The organism is Clostridium sp. AM25-23AC, assembly GCF_003435125.1.
GTDB classification, from domain to species: Bacteria; Bacillota; Clostridia; order Lachnospirales; family Lachnospiraceae; genus Pilosibacter; species Pilosibacter fragilis.
In genome coordinates this window covers 108,000-128,783 of the sequence record NZ_QWGI01000007.1, presented here as the reverse complement: position 1 = coordinate 128,783, position 20,784 = coordinate 108,000, and the positions used below count along the sequence as shown (strand labels likewise).

Here is a 20,784-nt window from a genome sequence, read left to right as displayed (position 1 = left end):
GTTCTATCAACATATCTGATAGTTCTCTATTTACTTTCATATTCAGAATTCTTTGTGTTCCCACAACCGAGGTCTAACGCTACAACAACAGTCACCTTCCTCACAAGCTCTTTTTCCTTGTGATTTTCAGCAATCCTGTTGAAGCTGAAAAACTCTACAAAGTGCGTAAATTCAAGGATTTCTACATATCCTTTCTGTGTAGTCCTACCACAGTCTCCACATGCCCTGACATTCCAAACATGTCGACAGTTCTAACGCGTTTTACCTCATATCCGTTCTCCCCGAGATACTTCACATCTCTCGCCAACGTCGAGGAATCACAGCTCACATAAACGACTTTCTCCGGTGCCATCTTTACGATCGTCTCAAGGCAGAGCTCATCACAGCCTTTTCTTGGCGGGTCGACCACGATCACGTCGGCTTTGATGTGGTTCTTTTCGTACTGTTCCGGGAGGACTTCTTCGGCTTTTCCGACGAAGAATTCTACGTTGGCGAGGCCGTTGCGCTTTGCGTTTTCTCTCGCGTCCTCAATGGCTGCCGGAATGATCTCGACACCGCAGACTTTTCCGGCTTTCCGGGCGAGGAAGGAAGAGATGGTTCCGATTCCACAGTAGAGGTCCCAGACGGTCTCACCGCCGTTTAAATCGGCGAATTCCAGAGCGGTTCCGTAGAGACGTTCGGTCTGGATCGGATTCACCTGGTAAAAGGATAATGGGGAGATCCGATATTCGATGTTTCCGATCTTATCCGTGATATAACCCGGTCCGTAGAGGTTTTTGATCTCGGTTCCCAGGATCACGTTTGTCTTTTCCATATTGAAGGACAGGGAGATACTGTCCGCGCCCACTTCACGCATCCGCTCGATGAACTCTTTCTCGTGAGGAAGCTTCTTTCCGTTGATCACGAGACATACCATGTGCTCGCCGCTGGCGAAACCTTTTCTTAAAAGGACATGGCGGACGAGTCCTTTATGATTCGCCTCGTCGTATGGCTCCACGCCGAAATCTTCCATGAATTTTAACACTGCCGCCAGATAATCTTTATTTTCCGCACATCCAAGCAGGCAGTCCAGCTCCGGCACCGGGATCAGGGAGTGGGTCCGTCCGGCAAAGAATCCAGCCGTCGGTTTTCCGTCTTTTCCGCGGCCGATCGGGTACTGCGCTTTGTTGCGGTATCTCCACGGGTCTTCCATTCCAATGATCGGTTCCATGACGACCGCGTCCGGCACTCCCGCTGCCTGTTCCGCCTCTTCCGGCAGGAACAGGTTTTCCATGCCGCCGATGCGTTTTAAATGATTGTACACTTTCTTTTCCTTGAATTTTAACTGCTCTTTATAGTCCAGTTCCTGAAGCTGGCATCCGCCGCAGGCTCTCGCCACCGGACATTTCGCCTCCACGCGGCCTTTTGCCGGGGTGATGACACGCACAAGTCGGGCAAAGCCGTAATTTTTTTTCATTTTCATGGCTGACGCCTCGATCGTATCCCCGATCAGGGCATCCTTCACGAACCAGATGTATCCGTCCACGCGGCCGATACCTGCGCCGTCCTCCCCCATATCCTCGATGGGCACTGTAAATTTATCGTTCTTCTTGATTTCCATAATTCGTTCCTTCTATATAAATATTCTTGTTGTACATTTTTATCGCTGAGCCCACTCTGTCCTTTCACCTCACTAACCCAAACTAATAGCGTATATCCCGTACTGAGAATATACCGAATACACAAAATGCAGAACAGACCTAAAAACAAGACTCAATGCTCAGTTTTTCTTAAGTATACAAGAATTACTCCCGCATTTGCAACCCCCATCACATAAACGAACGTGAAAATCTCTGCCCTATACCGCATACAGGCAAAAGAATCCGATCCGCATTTTCAAATGAGTCACGTTTTTACGTCAATACAAAAACCGGCTCCCCGCGCCCCGAAAACTCCCATTCAGAAGTCTCCGGAACCGGAAAACCGGTTTTCGAATATCAACCCTATAAGTTAAGCATTATGTAAATCGCAATGTCCAGTGGGTATTCGCAATCCACTTTGCTGCTTACCTGATTCGATTATACTCTCGCCTCAGAACCCGCCTTCTTATTGAGCAGTTCCTTACCGGATGTGACAACAATGATCACACCGAGAACCATAAGAAGGATCGCAACGATCAGCTGAAGTCCTTCAACCATAAATACTGCGGTACCTGCGCTGAATGCGTTTACAAGAGCAAGCGTTCTCTGAACCAGTGCTGTGAAGGTTACGCAGAGCATGATCACGCACGGTACGATCAGGGTCTTGTTCTGTCTGCCTGTTACCTTTAAGAATACGCAGAGTGTGATCAGAACAAGTGCACTTAACAGCTGGTTTGCGCTTCCGAATAACGGCCAGATGTTGGAGTAACCGACTCTTGTAAGGATATAGCCGAATGCAAGTGTAATGATCGTGGATACATATTTGTTGCAGAGGAATTTTCTCCAGCCCTCTGCGTTCTCCATATCGTCTACGGAGAAAAGCTCCTGGAAGGACATACGTCCGATACGTGCTACTGCATCAAGGCTTGTAAGAGCAAGAGCGGATACACACATGGTCATGAAGCACTGTGCAACATAGATCGGAAGACCGAACATCTCAAGAAGTCCAGCAACGCCGGAGGAGAAGATCTGGAACGGAGTTCCTACTGCTGCGGTACCGTCAGCGGCTGCGGCGGCGCCTGCTACACAGAGTGCAAGTACGGCTAAGAGGCTCTCGAGAACCATTGCGCCGTAACCAACTTTTAACATATCTTTCTCGTTCTCAACGGTCTTGGAGGAAGTACCGGAGGAAACGAGGCTGTGGAAACCGGAAACAGCTCCGCAGGCTACGGTTACGAAAAGGATCGGGAACATGTTTCCGAGCTTCTCATTTGTGAAGCCTGTGTACATCGGAAGGTTCATGTTCGGATGCGCAACAACAATACCGACAACAGCGCCGAGGATCATTCCTGCAAACATGAATGTTGTCATGTAGTCACGCGGCTGCTTTAAGAGCCACATCGGAAGAACAGATGCAAAGAAGATATACGCAAATGTGAATCCTGTCCATGCGTTCTTACCGCCGATTAACGGAAATGCCATACCGATTGCAAGAGATGCAACCGTGCATGCAAGTCCTACGAAGAACTCGCCCTTGCCTTCAAGGTTGAGCTTCTTCTGAAGAACACCGAAAACCATCGCGAATACGATAAATGCGATGGAGATGGAGCCTGCGGCGCCGTTTGTCTGAGCCGCTGCGGCCATCTCTGTAACACCATCCTTAACCGTATAAGCATTGAATGTGCCTGCAACCATGTCAGCAAAGGCTGCGATAACGATCAGTGTAAATAACCAACAGAAGATCAGGAATAACCGCTTACCTGTCTTGCCGATGTACTTTTCGATCAGAAGTCCCATGGACTTACCTTCGTTCTTTACGCTTGCGTAAAGAGCGCCGAAGTCTGTGACAGCTCCGAAGAAGATACCGCCGACAAGGATCCAGAGAAGAACCGGAACCCAGCCGAATGCAGCCGCCTGGATAGCGCCCGTTACAGGGCCGGCACCTGCGATAGAGGAAAACTGGTGTGAGAAAACGATCCAGCCGTTTGTAGGTACATAATCCTGTCCATCTTCATGTGTATAGGCAGGTGTCTTTGCCTTCGGGTCGATACCCCAGGTCTTTGCCAGCCAGCGTCCGTATACCATATATCCGCATAACAGACACACAGCTGAGATGAGAACGATTACTAATGTGTTCATGTCATTTCGCTCCTTTGTAAATTCATTTCGTCATACCGGAATGTCGCGAATTCCGGTCCCTGTAGTCCATCCATATTCAAACGATCCTGAAAATACGGCAGGAATTGCTGTGGAATATACGTATAAAGCAAAAAATCCTTCGTCTCCATAGGGATCGCTCCCTTAGAAGACGAAGGATCTAACATTCTCCGCGTTACCACTTCTGTTGCCGGAAAACCGGCCTCTCAGTCCCATCCTCCTCAAGTATCTGCTGTACTCTCAGATGAATCGGTCCCCTTTTAACGGTGAGGTTTCCGTCCGGAATTACTAAAATGAGCTGTTCATCCCGGCTGCTTCCAGGTGATAACCTTCTAATTTCTTATCTGCCTCGCACCGACCGGCAGCTCTCTGAATAAGATCCTGTTAGAAAGTCCTGTCCCGTTCATCGCATTTGAATATGAACAACACTCATTTTAGTCACAAAAGTGATTTTGTCAACCGTTATTTTTTGATCTTTGCGGTTTCTTATCAGTGCAAAGCGCACATATATCTTTTGCACACGGACATTTTGTGTCATCTGTCTTTCCATGACAAATTATTATCAAAATTATGCACGATTTATGATCCGTCGCGGGTCAATTTTTCTACATACTAGTTTTCACTCGTCCGGCGGACATTCGTCTCCATGAAGCGGTTGTAGCCGAGCCAGCCCATGTTGTCCCCGGCACCTCTTAAGATCTCTGTCATGGTCTCCATTTTCGCGTCCGCGTTGTCCGCAAGATTTAATGCCATCGCCTCGATCAGGGCTGGTTTCTTCGGGGAACCGTACTCAAGCTCACCGTGATGTGCAAGAATGCAGTGGATCAGCTCACTCTCCAGCTTTTTCGGGAATCCCGGCATCGTGTCGATCCGCTCTTTTACCATCTGGGAGCCGATGATGATGTGACCGAGAAGCTGTCCGTCATCTGTGTAGTCATTCTCCGGGAACGCGGAAAGTTCTTTTGTCTTTCCGATATCATGGAACATCGCTGCCGTCAAGAGCAGGTCGCGGTTCAGCACCGGGTACTGTTTACTGAAGTAATCGCACATTTTTACAACACTTAAGGTATGTTCTAAAAGTCCGCCGACGAAGCCGTGATGAACGCTCTTTGCCGCGGAATGGAAGGAGAACGCCTTCATGAACTCCGGGTCGTTGAAATAGCCGGATGCCAGCTTTCTTAAGTACTCGTTCTTGATGGTTGTGATGTACTGGGTGAGCTCATGCTGCATCGTCGGGATGTCCTTTGTGGTCACCGGGAGATAATCTGCCGGATGGTACTCGCCCTCATCCGCCTTGCGGATCCGCTTTACATTTAACTGGTTCTGTCCCTGGAACAGAGTCACGTCCGCGTCAACATACACGTAATCCAGTGCGCAAAACTCATTGATTCCCGGAGAGTTTAACTCCCAGATCTTCGCGTCAACAGTTCCTGTTTTATCCTGCAGTACAAGAGAACCGTACTCTTTTCCATTCTTTGTGAGCGCGATCTGTTTTGTCTTGCACAGGTATACATCCGAAATGTGGTTTCCTTCCCGGAATGTTTCAATAAATCTCATAATCTCTCCTTCTATTCATTGCGTCGACAGACGTTTTCTGTCTTTACATCTAGCGTTTCAGTTTTAAGGCTGAAACGTTATTATTGGACTAGATAACTGTTCAGTAAGTCTGAGCAGTTACAAGCCAGGCAGTAATAACTACCTGGCTCCAATCGTCACTTGATACTCTATTTCTTTATATTCATCAATAGACTTCCGTTTTACCGTAACTTTTACAGAATCTCCGGTCTTCGTGTCCTCCAGCCGGTTCTGGAAGTCCCGGATCGTCTGGATCTCCGTGTCCCTGATCTTTGTCAGGATATCACCGTTCTGGATCCCCACGTTGTAGGCAGGTCCATCTGCAATGGAATCTGTTATATATACTCCGCTGGGGATTCCGCTCTCCATCATCACGGAGGTCACATCCTGTCCTCGGATTCCGAAATACGGGGCGGACTGTCCGTTTGTGAGCTTCTGGAGCACGCCCTTGTACTCCGAGATCGGTATCGCCATCGTCTTATCTTCCGTCTGTCCATTATCACCGGACTGATAAGTGTCGGTTGCCCAGCCCACCAGCTGGCCGGAAAGATTTAAGAGGAATGTTCCCTCGTCTGCATGGCTCTCAAACTCGGTATACAGGATACGCGTCTGACCATCCACTGCCTGGACTCCCTTTGCCACATAGGCAATCAGCCCCTGCTTGACGGAATGGACATGTCCGGAGGGACTTCCCACCGCGAGGACCATGTCCCCGGTACGGACGGAATAGGAGTTTCCGAGTTCCACCGCCTTCATCCAGTTTACGGTCTGCTCTTCAATATCAGAGATCTTCGCACTGACAACTGCCATCTTGGAGGTGATGTCCTGGGATTTCAGTTCTACTGCCGCCGTGGATCCGTCCCCAAAGGTCACCCGCAGGGAGTCGGCTCCAGCCACCGCGCTTTGTCCTGTCAGAATCAGCGCCTCGCTGGAATTCACCGCGATGATGATTCCCGCATACTGTCCTGTCGTCTCAATAGGGTTATCAAACCAGTCCACGTCGTTTTTCACTGCGGAAACTGTCACGATACTCTTCTCGGATTCCAGGTAGATGTTCCGGAACGCGTCGTTTAACTCGGTGAGGTTTTTCGTCGTCCATGGGAACTTTTCCATGGCGTCCCCAACGATCTTATCCACCTCATCCTTCAGATCTTCCGCGCGGATCCCCTCTCCTGTGGTCTCCGCCATGGTCTCCACCGGTGTCGGCTCGCCGGATGGATCCTGGTCCCGTTCGATCGTGATCGGTGCGGAGGTCACTGGCTGCTCTTTACCCAAAAGCTTTTTCGCTGTCGGCAGTGATGCCACAAAGCTCACCGCAGCAACTCCACCGAAAACGGCCGCAAAAAGAACATAGCACAGGATCCGGCCCGCGGCCCTGCGCTTATCGATCGGAGGTTTTACGACCTTTTCCCTCATAAATTTTTTCTCGTTAGGTGTATCTGACATGAAAAAAGTCTCCTTTTCATATCTTACAGCAGCCCTTACTCCTGCTGCTACAGGCAAATATCCATCAAAATATGATTCCATTTGCGGATTCTTTGCGTTTAGCCTATTTTCTTTTCATTATAATTTTTTTCTTCTTATTATGCAACAAAAAAATGGTGTATACAAGTTTCTCCGTACCATTCGATAACCTTTTCCACAGGCTCTCCCTCCCAAATCGGACACCTCCACCGTAAGAAAAAATCTCTATGATATTTAACACGTTTGTGTTATACTTTTTCTGTGCAGGCAGGCATCTTTACTGAAAATCTCCGCATGTTTCATACTGCGGAATGTCTGCGTATTGAAAGGAAAAAAGGATCGACCTATGAATCAGAAAGTATTAAAAACACTTGAATATTATAAAATTATTGACCGCCTGACCGACTGTGCGGCGTCCGAACCGGGAAAGAAGATGTGCCGGGAGCTGACACCGTCCTCGAATTTCAACGAGATTGTCCAGACCCAGACCGAGACCGCCGATGCGGTGACCCGTGTGCGCCAGAAAGGAAGTCTCTCCTTAGCCGGAGTCCGTGATGTACGGGATTCCTTAAAACGTCTGGAGATCGGCAGCTCCTTAAGCATCACGGAGCTTCTCTCCGTCAGCGGACTTTTGACCTGTGCGGCCCGCGCAAAGAATTATGGACGCCATCCGGAAAATATGGAACTTCCTGATGACTCTCTCGATGAGATGTTCCGCACTCTGGAACCACTGACGAATGTGAACAGTGAGATCACCCGCTGTATTCTCGGTGAGGATGAGATCGCCGATGATGCAAGCCCGGGACTCCATCATGTCCGCCGTCAAATGAAGATCACAGCAGATAAAGTCCACACCCAGCTGAACTCCATCTTAAACTCCAGCCGGACCATGCTGCAGGATGCCGTTATCACCATGCGTGACGGACGTTACTGCCTCCCGGTCCGCGCCGAGTATAAGAGCCAGTTCGCCGGAATGGTCCATGACCAGTCGGCCACCGGATCCACACTCTTTATCGAGCCGATGGCGATCATCAAGCTAAACAACGAACTCCGTGAACTGGAATTAAAGGAGCAGAAAGAGATCGAGATGATCTTAGCTGCCTTAAGCACCGAGCTCGTCCCGTATATCGAGCCGATCACAACGGATTTTGAGATCCTCACAAAGCTGGATTTCATCTTCGCGAAGGCTGCTCTCTCAAGAATCTATAACTGTTCCATGCCGAAGTTTAACCGAAAAGGTTATATCCATATCAAGGATGGCCGCCATCCGCTCCTTGACCCAAAAAAGGTCGTTCCGATCAATATCTGGATGGGAAGAGATTTCGACCTGCTGATCGTAACAGGACCGAATACCGGCGGTAAGACCGTATCCTTAAAGACGGTCGGTCTGTTTACCCTGATGGGACAATCCGGTCTGCAGATCCCGGCGTTTGACGGATCCGAGCTTTCCGTTTTTGACGAGGTATTCGCGGATATCGGCGATGAGCAGAGCATCGAGCAGAGCTTAAGTACCTTCTCCGCCCACATGACAAATATCGTTAAGATCCTAAATCAGGCAGACAGCCGGTCTCTCTGCCTTTTCGATGAGCTTTGCGCCGGAACGGACCCCACCGAGGGCGCTGCTTTAGCGATCTCTATCCTGTCCTTCCTTCACAATATGAAGTGCCGGACCATGGCGACCACCCACTACAGCGAATTGAAAGTATTCGCCCTGTCAACGCCGGGTGTTGAGAACGCCTGCTGTGAGTTTAATGTTGAAACACTGCGTCCGACTTATAAGCTTTTGATCGGTATTCCCGGAAAGAGCAACGCATTCGCGATCTCCAGACAGTTAGGTCTGCCGGATTACATCATCGATGATGCGAAGACCCATCTGGAATCCAATGATGAGGCATTTGAGGATCTGCTTGCGAACTTAGAGCAGAGCCGCGTGACCATCGAAAAAGAGCGGGAGGAGATCGCAAGCTACAAGGAAGAGATCTCCCGTTTAAAGAAGAATATCGAGCAGAAGGAAGAGCGGCTTGATGAGCGGAAAGAAAAGCTCTTAAAGAACGCCAACGAGGAAGCCCAGCGGATCTTACGCGAGGCGAAGGAGACCGCGGACCAGACGATCCGGAATATCAACAAGCTTGCCGCAAGCTCCGGTGTCGGAAAAGAGCTGGAAGCTGAGAGAACAAAGCTCCGCGAAAAGCTGGATAAAGTCGATAAAAGCTTAAGTCTGAAGAACAATAAGGGGCCGAAAAAGACAATCTCACCGAAGAAATTAAAGATCGGTGACGGTGTTAAGGTCCTCACAATGAACTTAAAGGGAACGGTCAGCACACTGCCGAACGCAAAGGGTGATCTCTATGTACAGATGGGAATCCTGCGCTCCCTTGTAAATATCAAAGATCTGGAACTTTTAGACGAGGCGTCCGTATCCGGACCGGGCCTCGATCCGGCTGCCCTGAAGCGGAACAACACCGGAAGCGGAAAGATCAAAATGGCAAAATCCTTCTCCGTCTCCCCGGAGGTCAATCTCATCGGAATGACAACGGACGAGGCAATGCCTGTCCTTGACAAGTATCTGGACGATGCTTATCTCGCCCATCTTCCGCAGGTCCGTGTCGTGCATGGACGCGGAACAGGTGCGCTGCGGGCTGCGGTTCATAAGCATTTGAAGAAGCTTAAATATGTGAAGGAATTCCGACTTGGTGAGTTTGGGGAAGGCGATACGGGAGTTACGATCGTAACCTTCAAGTAACTTTCAATTAGGAACTGCGTCGGATTTTGTCTGAACAGTACTATTTTAAAGTTATGTTAACCGCAAGGGTTTCAATTTTACCCATCATCCTATAGGAAATAGAAACCTGCCCTGATTTACAGGCAAAAAACGAAATTTTTACGATAAATTTTAGAAGGAGGAGACCTCCATGGTCGATAAACAGAGAATTCTCATCGTCGACGATGACGAGAATATTGCAGAGTTAATTTCCCTGTACCTGATGAAAGAATGTTATGATACAAAGATCGTCGGGGACGGAGAATCCGCATTGAAGGAGGTTCCGGTCTTTAAGCCGAACCTGATCCTTCTCGACCTGATGCTGCCGGGCATGGATGGCTATCAGGTCTGCCGGGAGATCCGCACGACCTCTCAGGTACCGATCATCATGCTGTCCGCAAAGGGCGAGGTCTTCGACAAAGTTTTAGGTCTGGAGCTCGGTGCCGATGACTATATGATCAAGCCCTTCGATTCAAAAGAACTTGTCGCCAGAGTCAAGGCTGTTCTCCGCCGCTATCAGGCGGCCCCGGTCAGTATGTCCGCTGCGACAAAACAGCAGGGAGAATATGTGGAGTATCCGAATCTCATCGTCAACCTGACGAACTATTCCGTCCTCTACAAAGGTCACTCTGTGGATATGCCGCCGAAGGAGCTGGAACTTTTATACTTCCTTGCCTCCTCTCCGAATCAGGTCTTTACCCGAGAACAGCTGTTGGATCATATCTGGGGCTATGAGTATATCGGTGACACCCGGACTGTTGATGTCCACATCAAACGTCTTCGCGAGAAGATCCGCGACGACGAGAACTGGGCGCTGTCCACTGTCTGGGGAATCGGTTATAAATTTGAGGTAAGACGATGACCCGTTCTCTTTATACCAAGTTTCTTCTCGGATATCTGGTGTTTGGTCTTCTTGGTTTCATTTTCATCGCGACCATGTCCTCGAAGATCACCTACCAGTATCTCTTAGAAGAAAAGTCTGAATCGCTCTACGATGAGGCGAATCTTCTCGCCTCCACCTACAGCGATATCTATCAGGGCAAAAATATCAGTCTGTCCACGGCAAACCCGCAGCTGCAGGCCGTTGCCACCTACTTAAAGGCGCAGGCCTGGGTCATCAACCAGAAAGGCAGCGTCGTTGCGGAGACTGCCCCAGCCTCCCATATCGGCACCGCCATCGATGGTTTTGATCCCACCGTGGCGGGAAACCGCTCGTATATGACCGGCAGATTTTTCGGCATGTTTGATAAAGACATGCTGTCCGTCATTGCGCCGATCACAGGAAATTTCAATACGTATGGATACGTGGTGATTCATATGCCCATCGAACAGATCGTACATGGGAAAGACCGTATCCTGAACATTGTATACATTACAGCGCTGGTGGTTTTCATCCTGTCCCTGATCATTCTTCTCGTGTTCACAAAGACCGTATATGTCCCGTTAAAGAAGATCACCGCGGGTGCGAAGGAATACGCGGCTGGAAACTTAAGTCATACGATCAATGTAACTTCTGCCGATGAGATGGGATATCTTGCCAACACCTTAAATTATATGTCCAGTGAATTAAATAAGATGGAGGAATATCAGCATTCCTTTATCGCCAACGTCTCCCACGACTTCCGCTCCCCGCTGACATCCATCAAGGGGTATCTGGAAGCGATCAAAGACGGAACGATCCCGCCGGAATTATACGATAAGTATCTCGGCATCCTGATTTCCGAGACAGAGCGCTTAAACAAACTCACTCAGGGCATGCTGACGCTGAACTCTCTCGACAGCAAGGGATTCCTGACACGGAGCAACTTTGATATCAATCGCGTTATTAAAGATACTGCGGCAACCTTTGAAGGAACCTGCAATGCCAAGGATATCGTTCTGGATCTCACCTTCGCTGCGGATATCCAGATGGTGTATGCGGATCTCGGTAAGATCCAGCAGGTACTCTACAATCTGATCGACAATGCCATTAAATTCAGCCGTGAGAATTCTGTGATCTATATCCAGACTTCGCTGAAATACGAGAAAGTCTTTGTTTCCGTGAAGGATACGGGAATCGGTATTCCGAAGGAAAGTATCAAGAAGATCTGGGACCGCTTCTATAAGTCGGATCTCTCCAGAGGAAAAGATAAGAAGGGAACAGGACTCGGACTGGCGATCGTAAAAGAGATCATACAGGCACACGGGGAAAATATTGATGTGATCAGCACCCAGGGGGTCGGGTCGGAATTTATCTTTACGCTGCCGAAGGCGACAGCACTGTAATACAGCCAAATATCCGGACACAGAAGTCTCTATTCTGTGTCCGTTTTTTGTTGCTCGCCCCTCGCGCGGTCGTTTGCGACAATCTATAATTTCGCACAGTGCACAAAAAATCTCTGTCTGGACGCACCTCGGCGTGTCCGGGCAGAGATTTTTATTTCTGTCGATTCTTCCGTTTTCTTAGATTTCTTTCATCTTCGTCCCGATCGCATGAACAACCACCTTCATGCTTTGTTATTTTTATGATCGGCCGGACATCATATCAAGTCCTGTCATTGCCAGCACCTTTACCGCGGCAGTGAGAGCACGTCTTCCTGCTTCTCCTCCTGCAGCGTCCGCAAATGCTGCTGTATGGGTTCCCAAGCCTTCGCCCACACCGATATAAAACTGGGCAGCCGGAAGTGCCTGAGTCACATTTCCCACATCCGTGGAACCGATCCCCTGAGTCAGATCACGGGGGATATGATGTTCTCCAATGAAATCCATGTTCTTTTCCACTGCTGTCACAAGTTCCCTGTTGTTGCGGACATCTTTTATCAGATAGCCATTCTGCTGAATTTCCACATCTACACCGGCGCAGATGGCTGCGCCTTTCGCGCACCGGTCTATCACGGAGATCACATCTTTCAGGTACTCCGCATCCAGCGCCCTGATATTGAATCTGCAGACTGCTCTCTCCGGAACAATATTCACAACGGTTCCGCCTTCCACGATAATTCCGTGAACCCTCGTATAATCCTTAAAATGAAGTCTCTGGGAATCTACCGCATGGAACATCTGGAGAACTCCGTTTAACGCACTTGCCCCCATCCACGGACACGCTGCGGTATGTGCCGGTTTTCCTGTGAAGGTATAGGTCTTATTTACGGCTGCAAATGAGATATCATCTGCCATGGACATATCACTCGGATGCATGATCAGCGCCATATCCACATCGTCGAAAATTCCTTCGTCCAGCATCGTGATCTTTCCGCTTCCGTTCTCCTCTGCCGGTGTTCCAAGAACCTTCAGGGTTCCTCCGATCCCATATTTTTCCATGATCTCTTTTAATATCACACCGGCTCCGGCTCCGCTGGTGCCGATCAGATTGTGACCGCATGCATGTCCAATTTCAGGAAGAGCGTCGTACTCGCACATAAAGGCAAAGGTCATTCCTGGCTTTCCGCTCCGGTATTCTGCCACAAATGCGGTCTCCAGAGAGCCGGCTCCCCGCTGTACTTTAAAGCCATGCTTTTCCAGCAACCCGCACAGCTGATCCTGCGCCAGCATTTCATGGTATGCCAGCTCCGGATGAGTAAATATGTATGCACTGACAACCTCAAACTCATCCCGGTGTTTCTCCGCCAATGTTTCAATCTCGTGCTTTACCTGTGTAAGATCCATCGCCATTTCCTCCTGTTATGCCCGATATTATATCCACTATTATACCGCGGCTGCTCCTGATTTCTCAAGCACTGATCACATAAATTTCCCACTCTGGCTCAGATGGGACCTTGCTTTTCGTCCATTGAATCTCCCTGCGTTTCATGATAAAATATAGTCATCTGCTCAATCATTTCTAACTGCTCGAGAGGAGGACATAATTATGAATTCTATTTCTATCACCTGGAATGGTCATTCCTGTTTTACCGTTGAAAAAGATGGATTTTCCATTGTATTTGATCCATATGGCCCGAATACAGTACCGGGACTCGCTCCGCTTTCCCTCATTGCGGACATGGTACTCTGCAGCCACGAGCACGGTGACCACGGATACACAGACGCAGTAACCTTAAAGCACAGCGGGACAAAAAACCCGTTTTCCATCACGAAGATCGACACCTGGCATGACCCGGAACAGGGAGCCCTCCGCGGACCGAACCGGATCCACATTTTAGAATCAGATGGACTTAAAATTGCCCATATGGGTGACATCGGATGTCCTCTTACCAGAGAACAAAAGGATCTGTTAAAGCATCTCGACGCGATCCTGATCCCTGTGGGCGGTTATTATACGATCGATGCGGTCCAGGCGAAGGCTGTGGTGGATGACCTCGCGCCCCGCGTTGTGATCCCGATGCACTACCGCTCTGACCATTTCGGCTATCCGGTGATCGGACGTCTTGAGGAATTTACAGGACTCTGCCGGAATGTGGTGGAGTACGACTCCAACACACTGGTGCTGACGGCTGAGACGAGACCGCAAACGGCGGTTTTGAAGCTGAAATAACCAGATAAGTTCCATTTTTGCTGCAGTTTTCCGTGATGATCCGACCGGCGGTGTAAAAATACAGCTGTCATGTCCGCTCAAATACAGAGTTTAACTGCAGCAATTTTTATGTCCTTTTCCCGGCGCTGGAGAGTACTATAATTTTATAACTTTAAGTTATGTGCCATATCAATACGTGCCATTTTATTTATGCCTGATCCTATGCTATAATGAGGGAATGAAAGAATTCATGAACTGTTACGGCGGCTGACGGTCTATATCTTCGCAGCTGTCTTTTAATATTTCTTAGATAAGAAAGGAACATATAAAGTCATGGCAAAAGGAATGATCTTTAAATTTCATAATGACCTTGATACCGATCAGATCATTGCATCCCAATATCTGCTCTTACCGAATCTGGAAGAGATGAAAGAGCACACATTCGAGTCTCTCGACCCGGATTTCCCCAAAAAAGTAAAACCGGGCGATTTTGTTGTCGGCGGCGAGAACTTCGGCTGCGGTTCTTCCAGAGAACAGGCACCGGGCGTTTTAAAAGCCCTCGGCGTACAGGCCGTCGTTGCAAAATCCTTCGCAAGGATTTTCTATAGAAATGCGATCAATATCGGACTTCCGGTTATCGTCTGTAAAGACCTGCCGGATGATGTAAAGACCGGCGATACCATGGAACTTTCCATGTCTGACGGAACTGCTCATGCAAATGGAAAGACATATTCCTGCACAAAGCTGCCGGAATACATGCAGGACATCTTAAATCAGGGCGGACTGATCGCTTCTTTAAACCGTGAGGAGGAGTAGGACAATGGGAATGACAATCGCAGAAAAGATCATCGCAGCGGCAGCCGGTGTTGACTACGTAAAACCGGGAGATATCCATACCGTAACATTAGACCGTATGATGAGCAACGACGGAACCACACATCTGACCGTTGACATGTACCGCAATAAATTAAAACATCCGCACATCGCGGACACAAAAAAGATGGTATTCATTGTAGACCACAATGTCCCGTCTGACTGTCCGAAGACAGCGGCGTCCCAGAAGAAGATGCGCGACTTCGCGAAGGAAAACAACATCGATTTCTGGGAAGGAAAAGGCGTCTGCCACCAGATCATGATGGAGAATTACGTCTGCCCGGGTGAACTGATCTTTGGCGCTGACAGCCACACATGTTCCTACGGCGCTCTCGGCGCCTTCGGTACCGGAGTTGGATGTACAGACCTCCTCTACGGCATGGTGACAGGAAAATCCTGGGTTCTTGTTCCGGAGACTGTAAAATTCAACCTCGTCGGAAAGCTGCCAGAAGGCGTTTACGCGAGAGACCTGATCTTAACCATCATCGGCACCATCGGCGCAAACGGCTGCAACTACCAGGTTATGGAGTTCACCGGCGAAGGTGCTAAGACATTAAGCATCAGTGAGCGTATGGTCCTCTGCAACATGGCTGTTGAGGCAGGTGCAAAGACCGGTATCTTTGAGCCGGATGAGAAAGCCATCGAATATCTGGAAGCTCACGGAAGAAAGCCGAAAGCACTCTTTAAAAGCGATCCGGATGCTGTATACGCGAGAGAATATACCTTTGACCTCTCCAAGATCCGTCCGGTAGTGGCAAAACCAGACTTCGTTGACAACCTGGTTCCGGCTGAGGAAGTCCGCGGCGTGAAGATCGACGAGGCATTCTTAGGTTCCTGCAACAACGGACGTATCGAGGACCTGAGAGTCGGCGCTTCCATCATTAAAGGAAAGAAGGTCGCTGAAAAAGTCCGTTTCCTTGTGGTTCCGGCAAGCCAGACCGTTTATCTCCAGGCACTGAAGGAAGGTCTGATCGACACCTTTATGGAAGCTGGAGCAATTGTTATGAACCCGAACTGCAGCGTATGCTGGGGAAGCTGCCAGGGTGTGATCGGCGAGAACGAAGTCCTGATCAGCACCGGTACGAGAAACTTCAAGGGCCGCGCAGGTCATCCAAGCTCCAAGGTATATCTTGGATCCGCTGCGACGGTTACGGCATCTGCTATTAAGGGCGAAATTGCATTAGCGAGTGATTTATAATCTGCACCGATTTGTAAAGACTATTTTCACTTCTGCCTGTACTTTTATACAGGCAGAAGTGTCGTTCCACCAGTAATGCCCCTATACATAGAATAAATGTAACTATTCAGTACCTTCATAGTTACGTGCAAAAATCCATTCCAAATCAGCTTCGCTGATGGGATTTTTGCCTTCCAGCCTATGTTTTCTTACGGTCAGCGCAGCAAGTGCGCAGACCTACTGAACAGTTACGGATAAATTACTTATTGGTATTTGCCAGAATGATACGGCAATATGCATTTTTGAATATGATCACTATATTTGTATAGAAATCGAGGATATTTACATGGAAAAAATGACTGGAAAGGTCTGGGTCCTGGGCGATGACATCGACACCGATATCATCATCCCGACCGAGTACCTTGCATTAAAGACCATTGACGATATGAAACAGTATGGATTTTCCCCGCTCCGCCCGGAGCTGGCTGCCCAGATCAAGCCCGGAGACATCATCGTTGCCGGAAAGAACTTCGGCTGCGGCTCTTCCAGGGAACAGGCCCCGGAGATCATCAAAGCGCTGGGAATCCAATGCGTGATCGCGAAATCCTTCGCGAGGATCTTCTTCCGTAACTCCATCAACAACGGTCTGCTCTTAATCGAACAACCGACGCTCCACGATGACATCAAAGAGGGCGACACCGTATCTGTTGTGATGAACGAACACATCGACTACAACGGAAAAGAGTACCCGATCGCGTCTCTTCCTGAGAACCTGATGGACATTATCCGCGCTGGCGGCCTTGTAAAAGCCATGCGCAAGCTGAATGGTCTCGATTAAAGGGGGAGAATACAATGGGAAAGACAGTAATTGAGAAAATCGTTGAACATAATACCGGAAAGTCCGTAAAGCCGGGCGATATCGCGATCGTAAATGTGGACCGCGTCATGATCCACGACATTTTTATTCCGTTCGTGGCTGAAAAATTTGAAGAAATGGGCTTTAAAAAGCTGTGGGATCCGGACAAGGTCGTTCTGATCTACGATCACCTCGTTCCGGCAAGCCAGCAGGACGACACGAGACACTTCCGCATCGGAAATGCATTCGCTGAAAAGTACGGCATGACCCACGTACACAGAAGCGACGGAATTTGCCACCAGTTAATGACTGAAGCCGGATATGTAAAGCCGGGCGATATCGCATTCGGTACCGACAGCCACACAACGACTTACGGCTGCGTCGGCGCATTCTCTTCCGGGATCGGATATACCGAGATGGCAAGTATCTTAGGAACCGGTACCATGTGGATCCGCGTACCGGAGACGATCAAGGTCGTCATCAACGGAAAACTGCCGGAGAACGTGATGTCAAAGGACATTATTCTCCGTCTCATCGGTGATCTCGGCGCAGACGGTGCTACTTACAAGGCGCTGGAATTTTCCGGAAGCGCCGTTGAAAACATGACGGTTGCGAGCCGCATGACGATCTCCAACATGGCGATCGAGGCAGGCGCAAAGTGCGCTCTGTTCACACCGGATGAAAAGACGGCGGAATACTGTGATATTACCTTAAACGACTACCAGAAGAGTCTTTTCGGCGATCCGGACGCAGCTTACTGCCGCGTGATGGAATACAACGCGGAAGATTTCGTTCCGGTCATGGCATGTCCGTCCCAGGTTGACAAGATCCGCAATGTCAGCGAACTTGAAGGCACAGAGATCGACCAGGTATTCATCGGTTCCTGCACAAACGGACGCCTGGAAGATCTGGCTGCTGCCGCCGAAGTTTTAAAGGGCAGACAGGTTGCAAAATTTGTAAAGCTCATCGTGACTCCGGCAAGCCGCAAGATCTACAAACAGGCTGCTGATCTCGGAATCCTCGAGACTCTGGCCGAGGCAGGCGCTATGATCACCCACCCGGCCTGCGGCCTCTGCTGCGGACGCGCGGGCGGTATCCTGACTGACGGTGAACGTGTTGTCGCTACCAACAACCGCAACTTCCTTGGACGTATGGGAACATCCAAGGTCCAGATCTATCTCGCCTCCCCGAGAACGGCTGCGGCATGTGCAGTGGCTGGTAAGATCGTTTGTCCGGAATAAGCCAGTCAGCACAAACGATAACTACAAAGTAAAAACAGACTCGTCATATCGAATCATAAAAATCCGGTAATCAGGATATCTCGCAATGATACTTTGCGGTTATCTCCGATTACCGGATTTTTTATGTAAGTGTTATATAATCAATTTGAACACTTATGTGCAAAACCTAATAGAGTTTTTAAATGCATTTTCATAAGGTTTTAACCGACAAACCCCTGTACGAAGGTCTTAATAAACCAAATTGTCTGCGGTTGATAAATAATATCAACCAAGAATGCGCCAACGATAGGAACAATCATCATTGCGCGGCGGGACATGCCATAACGCTCATTCACAGCAGTCATGTTCACAATTGCTGATGGAGTAGCACCTAGACCATGGCCGCACAGACCAGCACACATTACAGCTGCATCGTAGTTCTTTCCTAACAGGCGGAATACTACAAAGTAGCTGACAAGAACCATGAATACTACCTGACAGATCAGCACCACCAGAACACCGCCGATCAGACCAGCTAATTCCCACAATTTCAGCGTCATCAGTGCAATAGACAGATACAGTGATAACATAACATCTCCGATTCCATCAACTATCGCAAAATCGAAATTATAAAAATTAAATTTTTCATTAAGGTTGCGAACTATTACCGCTACAAACATTGCGCCCACATAAGTAGGAAAGCTCATTCCGATTCGCTTTCCAATCCAACCGGAAACCATAGTTCCCAGCGCCATGCAAACAAGTAAAGCTGTCACATTCTTTATTACATCCAGGCTGCTCAGCTTTGCTGCTCCGGCTGCGTTTACTGTATTAATATCACTCTCGAAATTTTCAGATGCATCCGGTTTTAAATTGTATTTTACAATTAACCGCCGTCCAACTGGGCCACCTACCATAACAGCACTGATTAATCCAAACGTTGCTGCTGCCGCTCCTACCAGAGGTGCTGCTGTATATCCCATATCCGCGAATGTACTGCCATAAGCAGCCGCTGCACCATGACCACCTACCATGGAAATAGCGCTGGAGAGCAATGCATAAGGAGCCTCCAATCCAACCAGCTTGCCTACACCGATGCCGATCACATTCTGAAAAGCAGAGATAATACCCGCAATCAGCCAGTAAACAATAAGTAACATGCCACCTTTTTTCAGTAAACTGATACTTGCGCCCAATCCAACTGTTGTAAAGAAAGCAAGCATAAATGGCGACTGATACATACTGTCAAACGAAAATGCAAATGTTCCCGTCACATGACCAATAAAAGTGACAAACATAAACAGGAATCCGCCAACAACAGGTGCTGGAATACAATATTTTTCCAAAAATTTAACCTTGCTCTTGATAAAGAAACCGATAAGCAATATCACAGCAGCCATGGCAACTGTCATAATACCATCAGCCTTGATGGTAAAAAGGGAATCAATGACCTCAAACGACATGTGCGCATCCTCCTTTTTTTGTAAAGCAGACAAGTTTTTTATTTTTCACGTGCTTTCGTTGCAAACCCCATCAGATCACAAGTCAGGCGAGCCGCTGTGTAACAGGTAGTGTCACCTTCATCATCATACTGTGGAGCAACTTCTGTCATAGCCATACCAACTACATTGCAGTGGTTCGCAATCGCTTCCAACATCTCAGTTGCTTCATCGTATGTAAATCCACCCAGCATAGGAGATCCTGTACCTTTCGATAACGGATAGTCCATAGCATCAATATCAAAATGGATAAACGTATTACGGCCAGCTTCCAAATTCTTTAAAATTTCTTCAATTCCAACACGACGATAATCCTTAACAGAATATATTTTATCGCCATTTGCACGTGCTTCCTCAAAATCAGCAGGTCCACTGCTTCCTATACCGCGAATGCCCAGATGAATCATTTTTTCCACATATGGCAGTGTGGAATTATTTCGCATAGGTGAACCATTGAAATATGGCTGACCATTCAGCGGTTTTGTCCAATCCAGATGGGAATCAAAATGGATGATGTCCAGTTGGGAATAACAATCTAATCCTTTTACAGCTTGATGACCGACTGAACAGTCACCACCTAAAACGATAGGCATAACCCCCTGCTTTGCCAGAATGCGAACTGCTTCTTCCAAATTTTTATTCGTAGCAGTTAAATCACCCGGAACATAATCACAGTCACCACAATCTACCACGCGCCACAGATCGGTATCCAGATAACTCTTATTACGCTCAGGATCATAGTTGCCGCCCTTTTTCATGCGGAAGCGGGTAGATGCATTGCGGATTCCACGCGGTCCAAGGCGACATCCTGTTTTTCCCTGAATCGCCAGATCAAATGGCGCGCCCAAAATAGCGATATCTGCATTAGCGTGATGAATATCATAGCAGATCGGTACTTTAGCAAAAGTCGCAATACCAGTAGGTGCCATATTTAACGGTGCATCTTGTACAGTAAAAGCATTCATAATAAACCTCCTATTAGTCACAATTTTGAAACGCGTTTTGTTTTTGTGTCTTTCTGATATCATTATATGCTATCTAAGAAATAAGTCAAGGTTTTGTTGTCTATTTTGAAATACAGACACTCACGTGAAACAGTTTGTTTCTATTCTAGTACATATCAGATTGACTTT

At 48.3% G+C, this 20,784-nt stretch carries 15 protein-coding genes and 1 other annotated feature; of the genes, 8 read left to right on the top strand and 7 right to left on the bottom strand.

The features are described 5' to 3' along the window. Positions 1-181: 181 nt before the first annotated feature. The 4 genes from rlmD to DW677_RS06245 all read right to left on the bottom strand — a co-directional run bounded on the left by rlmD (position 182) and on the right by DW677_RS06245 (position 6,797). On the bottom strand, positions 182-1,600 hold the full coding sequence (gene rlmD, locus DW677_RS06260) for a 23S rRNA (uracil(1939)-C(5))-methyltransferase RlmD (protein WP_181968313.1): 1,419 nt from the start codon (positions 1,598-1,600) through the stop codon (positions 182-184). Between the two features lie 457 nt (positions 1,601-2,057). Beyond that, positions 2,058-3,758, bottom strand: a complete 1,701-nt coding sequence (locus DW677_RS06255; RefSeq protein ID WP_117566679.1) for a carbon starvation CstA family protein — start codon at positions 3,756-3,758, stop codon at positions 2,058-2,060. Between the two features lie 162 nt (positions 3,759-3,920). Next, positions 3,921-4,192: a binding site (T-box leader), on the bottom strand. A gap of 196 nt (positions 4,193-4,388) precedes the next feature. Further along, positions 4,389-5,333, bottom strand: coding sequence for an HD domain-containing protein (locus DW677_RS06250; protein WP_117483920.1), 945 nt, complete (start codon positions 5,331-5,333; stop codon positions 4,389-4,391). A 138-nt stretch (positions 5,334-5,471) separates the two neighbouring features. Continuing rightward, a complete protein-coding gene (locus DW677_RS06245; RefSeq protein WP_158553052.1) occupies positions 5,472-6,797 on the bottom strand; it encodes a S1C family serine protease in 1,326 nt (441 codons plus the stop codon). Positions 6,798-7,161: 364 nt separating this feature from the next. Between DW677_RS06245 and DW677_RS06240 the strand changes: the two genes are divergently transcribed. The 3 genes from DW677_RS06240 (at position 7,162) to DW677_RS06230 (ending at position 11,841) form a co-directional block, all read left to right on the top strand. Beyond that, positions 7,162-9,558, top strand: a complete 2,397-nt coding sequence (locus DW677_RS06240; RefSeq protein ID WP_117512943.1) for an endonuclease MutS2 — start codon at positions 7,162-7,164, stop codon at positions 9,556-9,558. Between the two features lie 169 nt (positions 9,559-9,727). After that, a complete protein-coding gene (locus DW677_RS06235; RefSeq protein ID WP_015554002.1) occupies positions 9,728-10,438 on the top strand; it encodes a response regulator transcription factor in 711 nt (236 codons plus the stop codon). Beyond that, a complete protein-coding gene (locus DW677_RS06230; RefSeq protein WP_117566678.1) occupies positions 10,435-11,841 on the top strand; it encodes a HAMP domain-containing sensor histidine kinase in 1,407 nt (468 codons plus the stop codon). Before DW677_RS06235 ends, DW677_RS06230 begins: the two co-directional genes overlap by 4 nt. A gap of 237 nt (positions 11,842-12,078) precedes the next feature. Here the strand turns inward: DW677_RS06230 and DW677_RS06225 are convergent, their stop codons facing one another. Continuing rightward, the gene (locus DW677_RS06225) at positions 12,079-13,221 is read right to left on the bottom strand and encodes a M20 family metallopeptidase (RefSeq protein ID WP_117566677.1); all 1,143 of its coding nucleotides are present in this window, start codon (positions 13,219-13,221) and stop codon (positions 12,079-12,081) included. Between the two features lie 202 nt (positions 13,222-13,423). Here DW677_RS06225 and DW677_RS06220 point away from each other — a divergent pair, with 202 nt between their 5' ends. From DW677_RS06220 to DW677_RS06200, 5 genes are all read left to right on the top strand, one after another. Further along, positions 13,424-14,047: an MBL fold metallo-hydrolase gene (locus DW677_RS06220; protein ID WP_117552738.1), complete on the top strand. Its 624-nt coding sequence runs from the start codon at positions 13,424-13,426 to the stop codon at positions 14,045-14,047. Between the two features lie 312 nt (positions 14,048-14,359). Beyond that, complete coding sequence (gene leuD / locus DW677_RS06215) at positions 14,360-14,842, top strand: 3-isopropylmalate dehydratase small subunit (RefSeq protein ID WP_117566676.1); 483 nt, start codon at positions 14,360-14,362, stop codon at positions 14,840-14,842. 4 nt (positions 14,843-14,846) lie between these two features. Beyond that, positions 14,847-16,097, top strand: a complete 1,251-nt coding sequence (locus tag DW677_RS06210; RefSeq protein ID WP_117566675.1) for a 3-isopropylmalate dehydratase large subunit — start codon at positions 14,847-14,849, stop codon at positions 16,095-16,097. Positions 16,098-16,422: 325 nt separating this feature from the next. After that, complete coding sequence (locus tag DW677_RS06205; protein ID WP_117503805.1) at positions 16,423-16,914, top strand: 3-isopropylmalate dehydratase; 492 nt, start codon at positions 16,423-16,425, stop codon at positions 16,912-16,914. Between the two features lie 14 nt (positions 16,915-16,928). Then, positions 16,929-18,173, top strand: coding sequence for a 3-isopropylmalate dehydratase large subunit (locus DW677_RS06200; RefSeq protein ID WP_117566674.1), 1,245 nt, complete (start codon positions 16,929-16,931; stop codon positions 18,171-18,173). Between the two features lie 200 nt (positions 18,174-18,373). Here the strand turns inward: DW677_RS06200 and gltS are convergent, their stop codons facing one another. Together gltS and DW677_RS06190 are read right to left on the bottom strand one after the other, a co-directional pair. Continuing rightward, complete coding sequence (gene gltS / locus DW677_RS06195; RefSeq protein WP_117469980.1) at positions 18,374-19,615, bottom strand: sodium/glutamate symporter; 1,242 nt, start codon at positions 19,613-19,615, stop codon at positions 18,374-18,376. Between the two features lie 38 nt (positions 19,616-19,653). Next, entirely contained in the window at positions 19,654-20,616 is a 963-nt protein-coding gene (locus DW677_RS06190) for an arginase family protein (RefSeq protein WP_117469979.1), read from the bottom strand. Between the last annotated feature and the right edge of the window lie 168 nt (positions 20,617-20,784).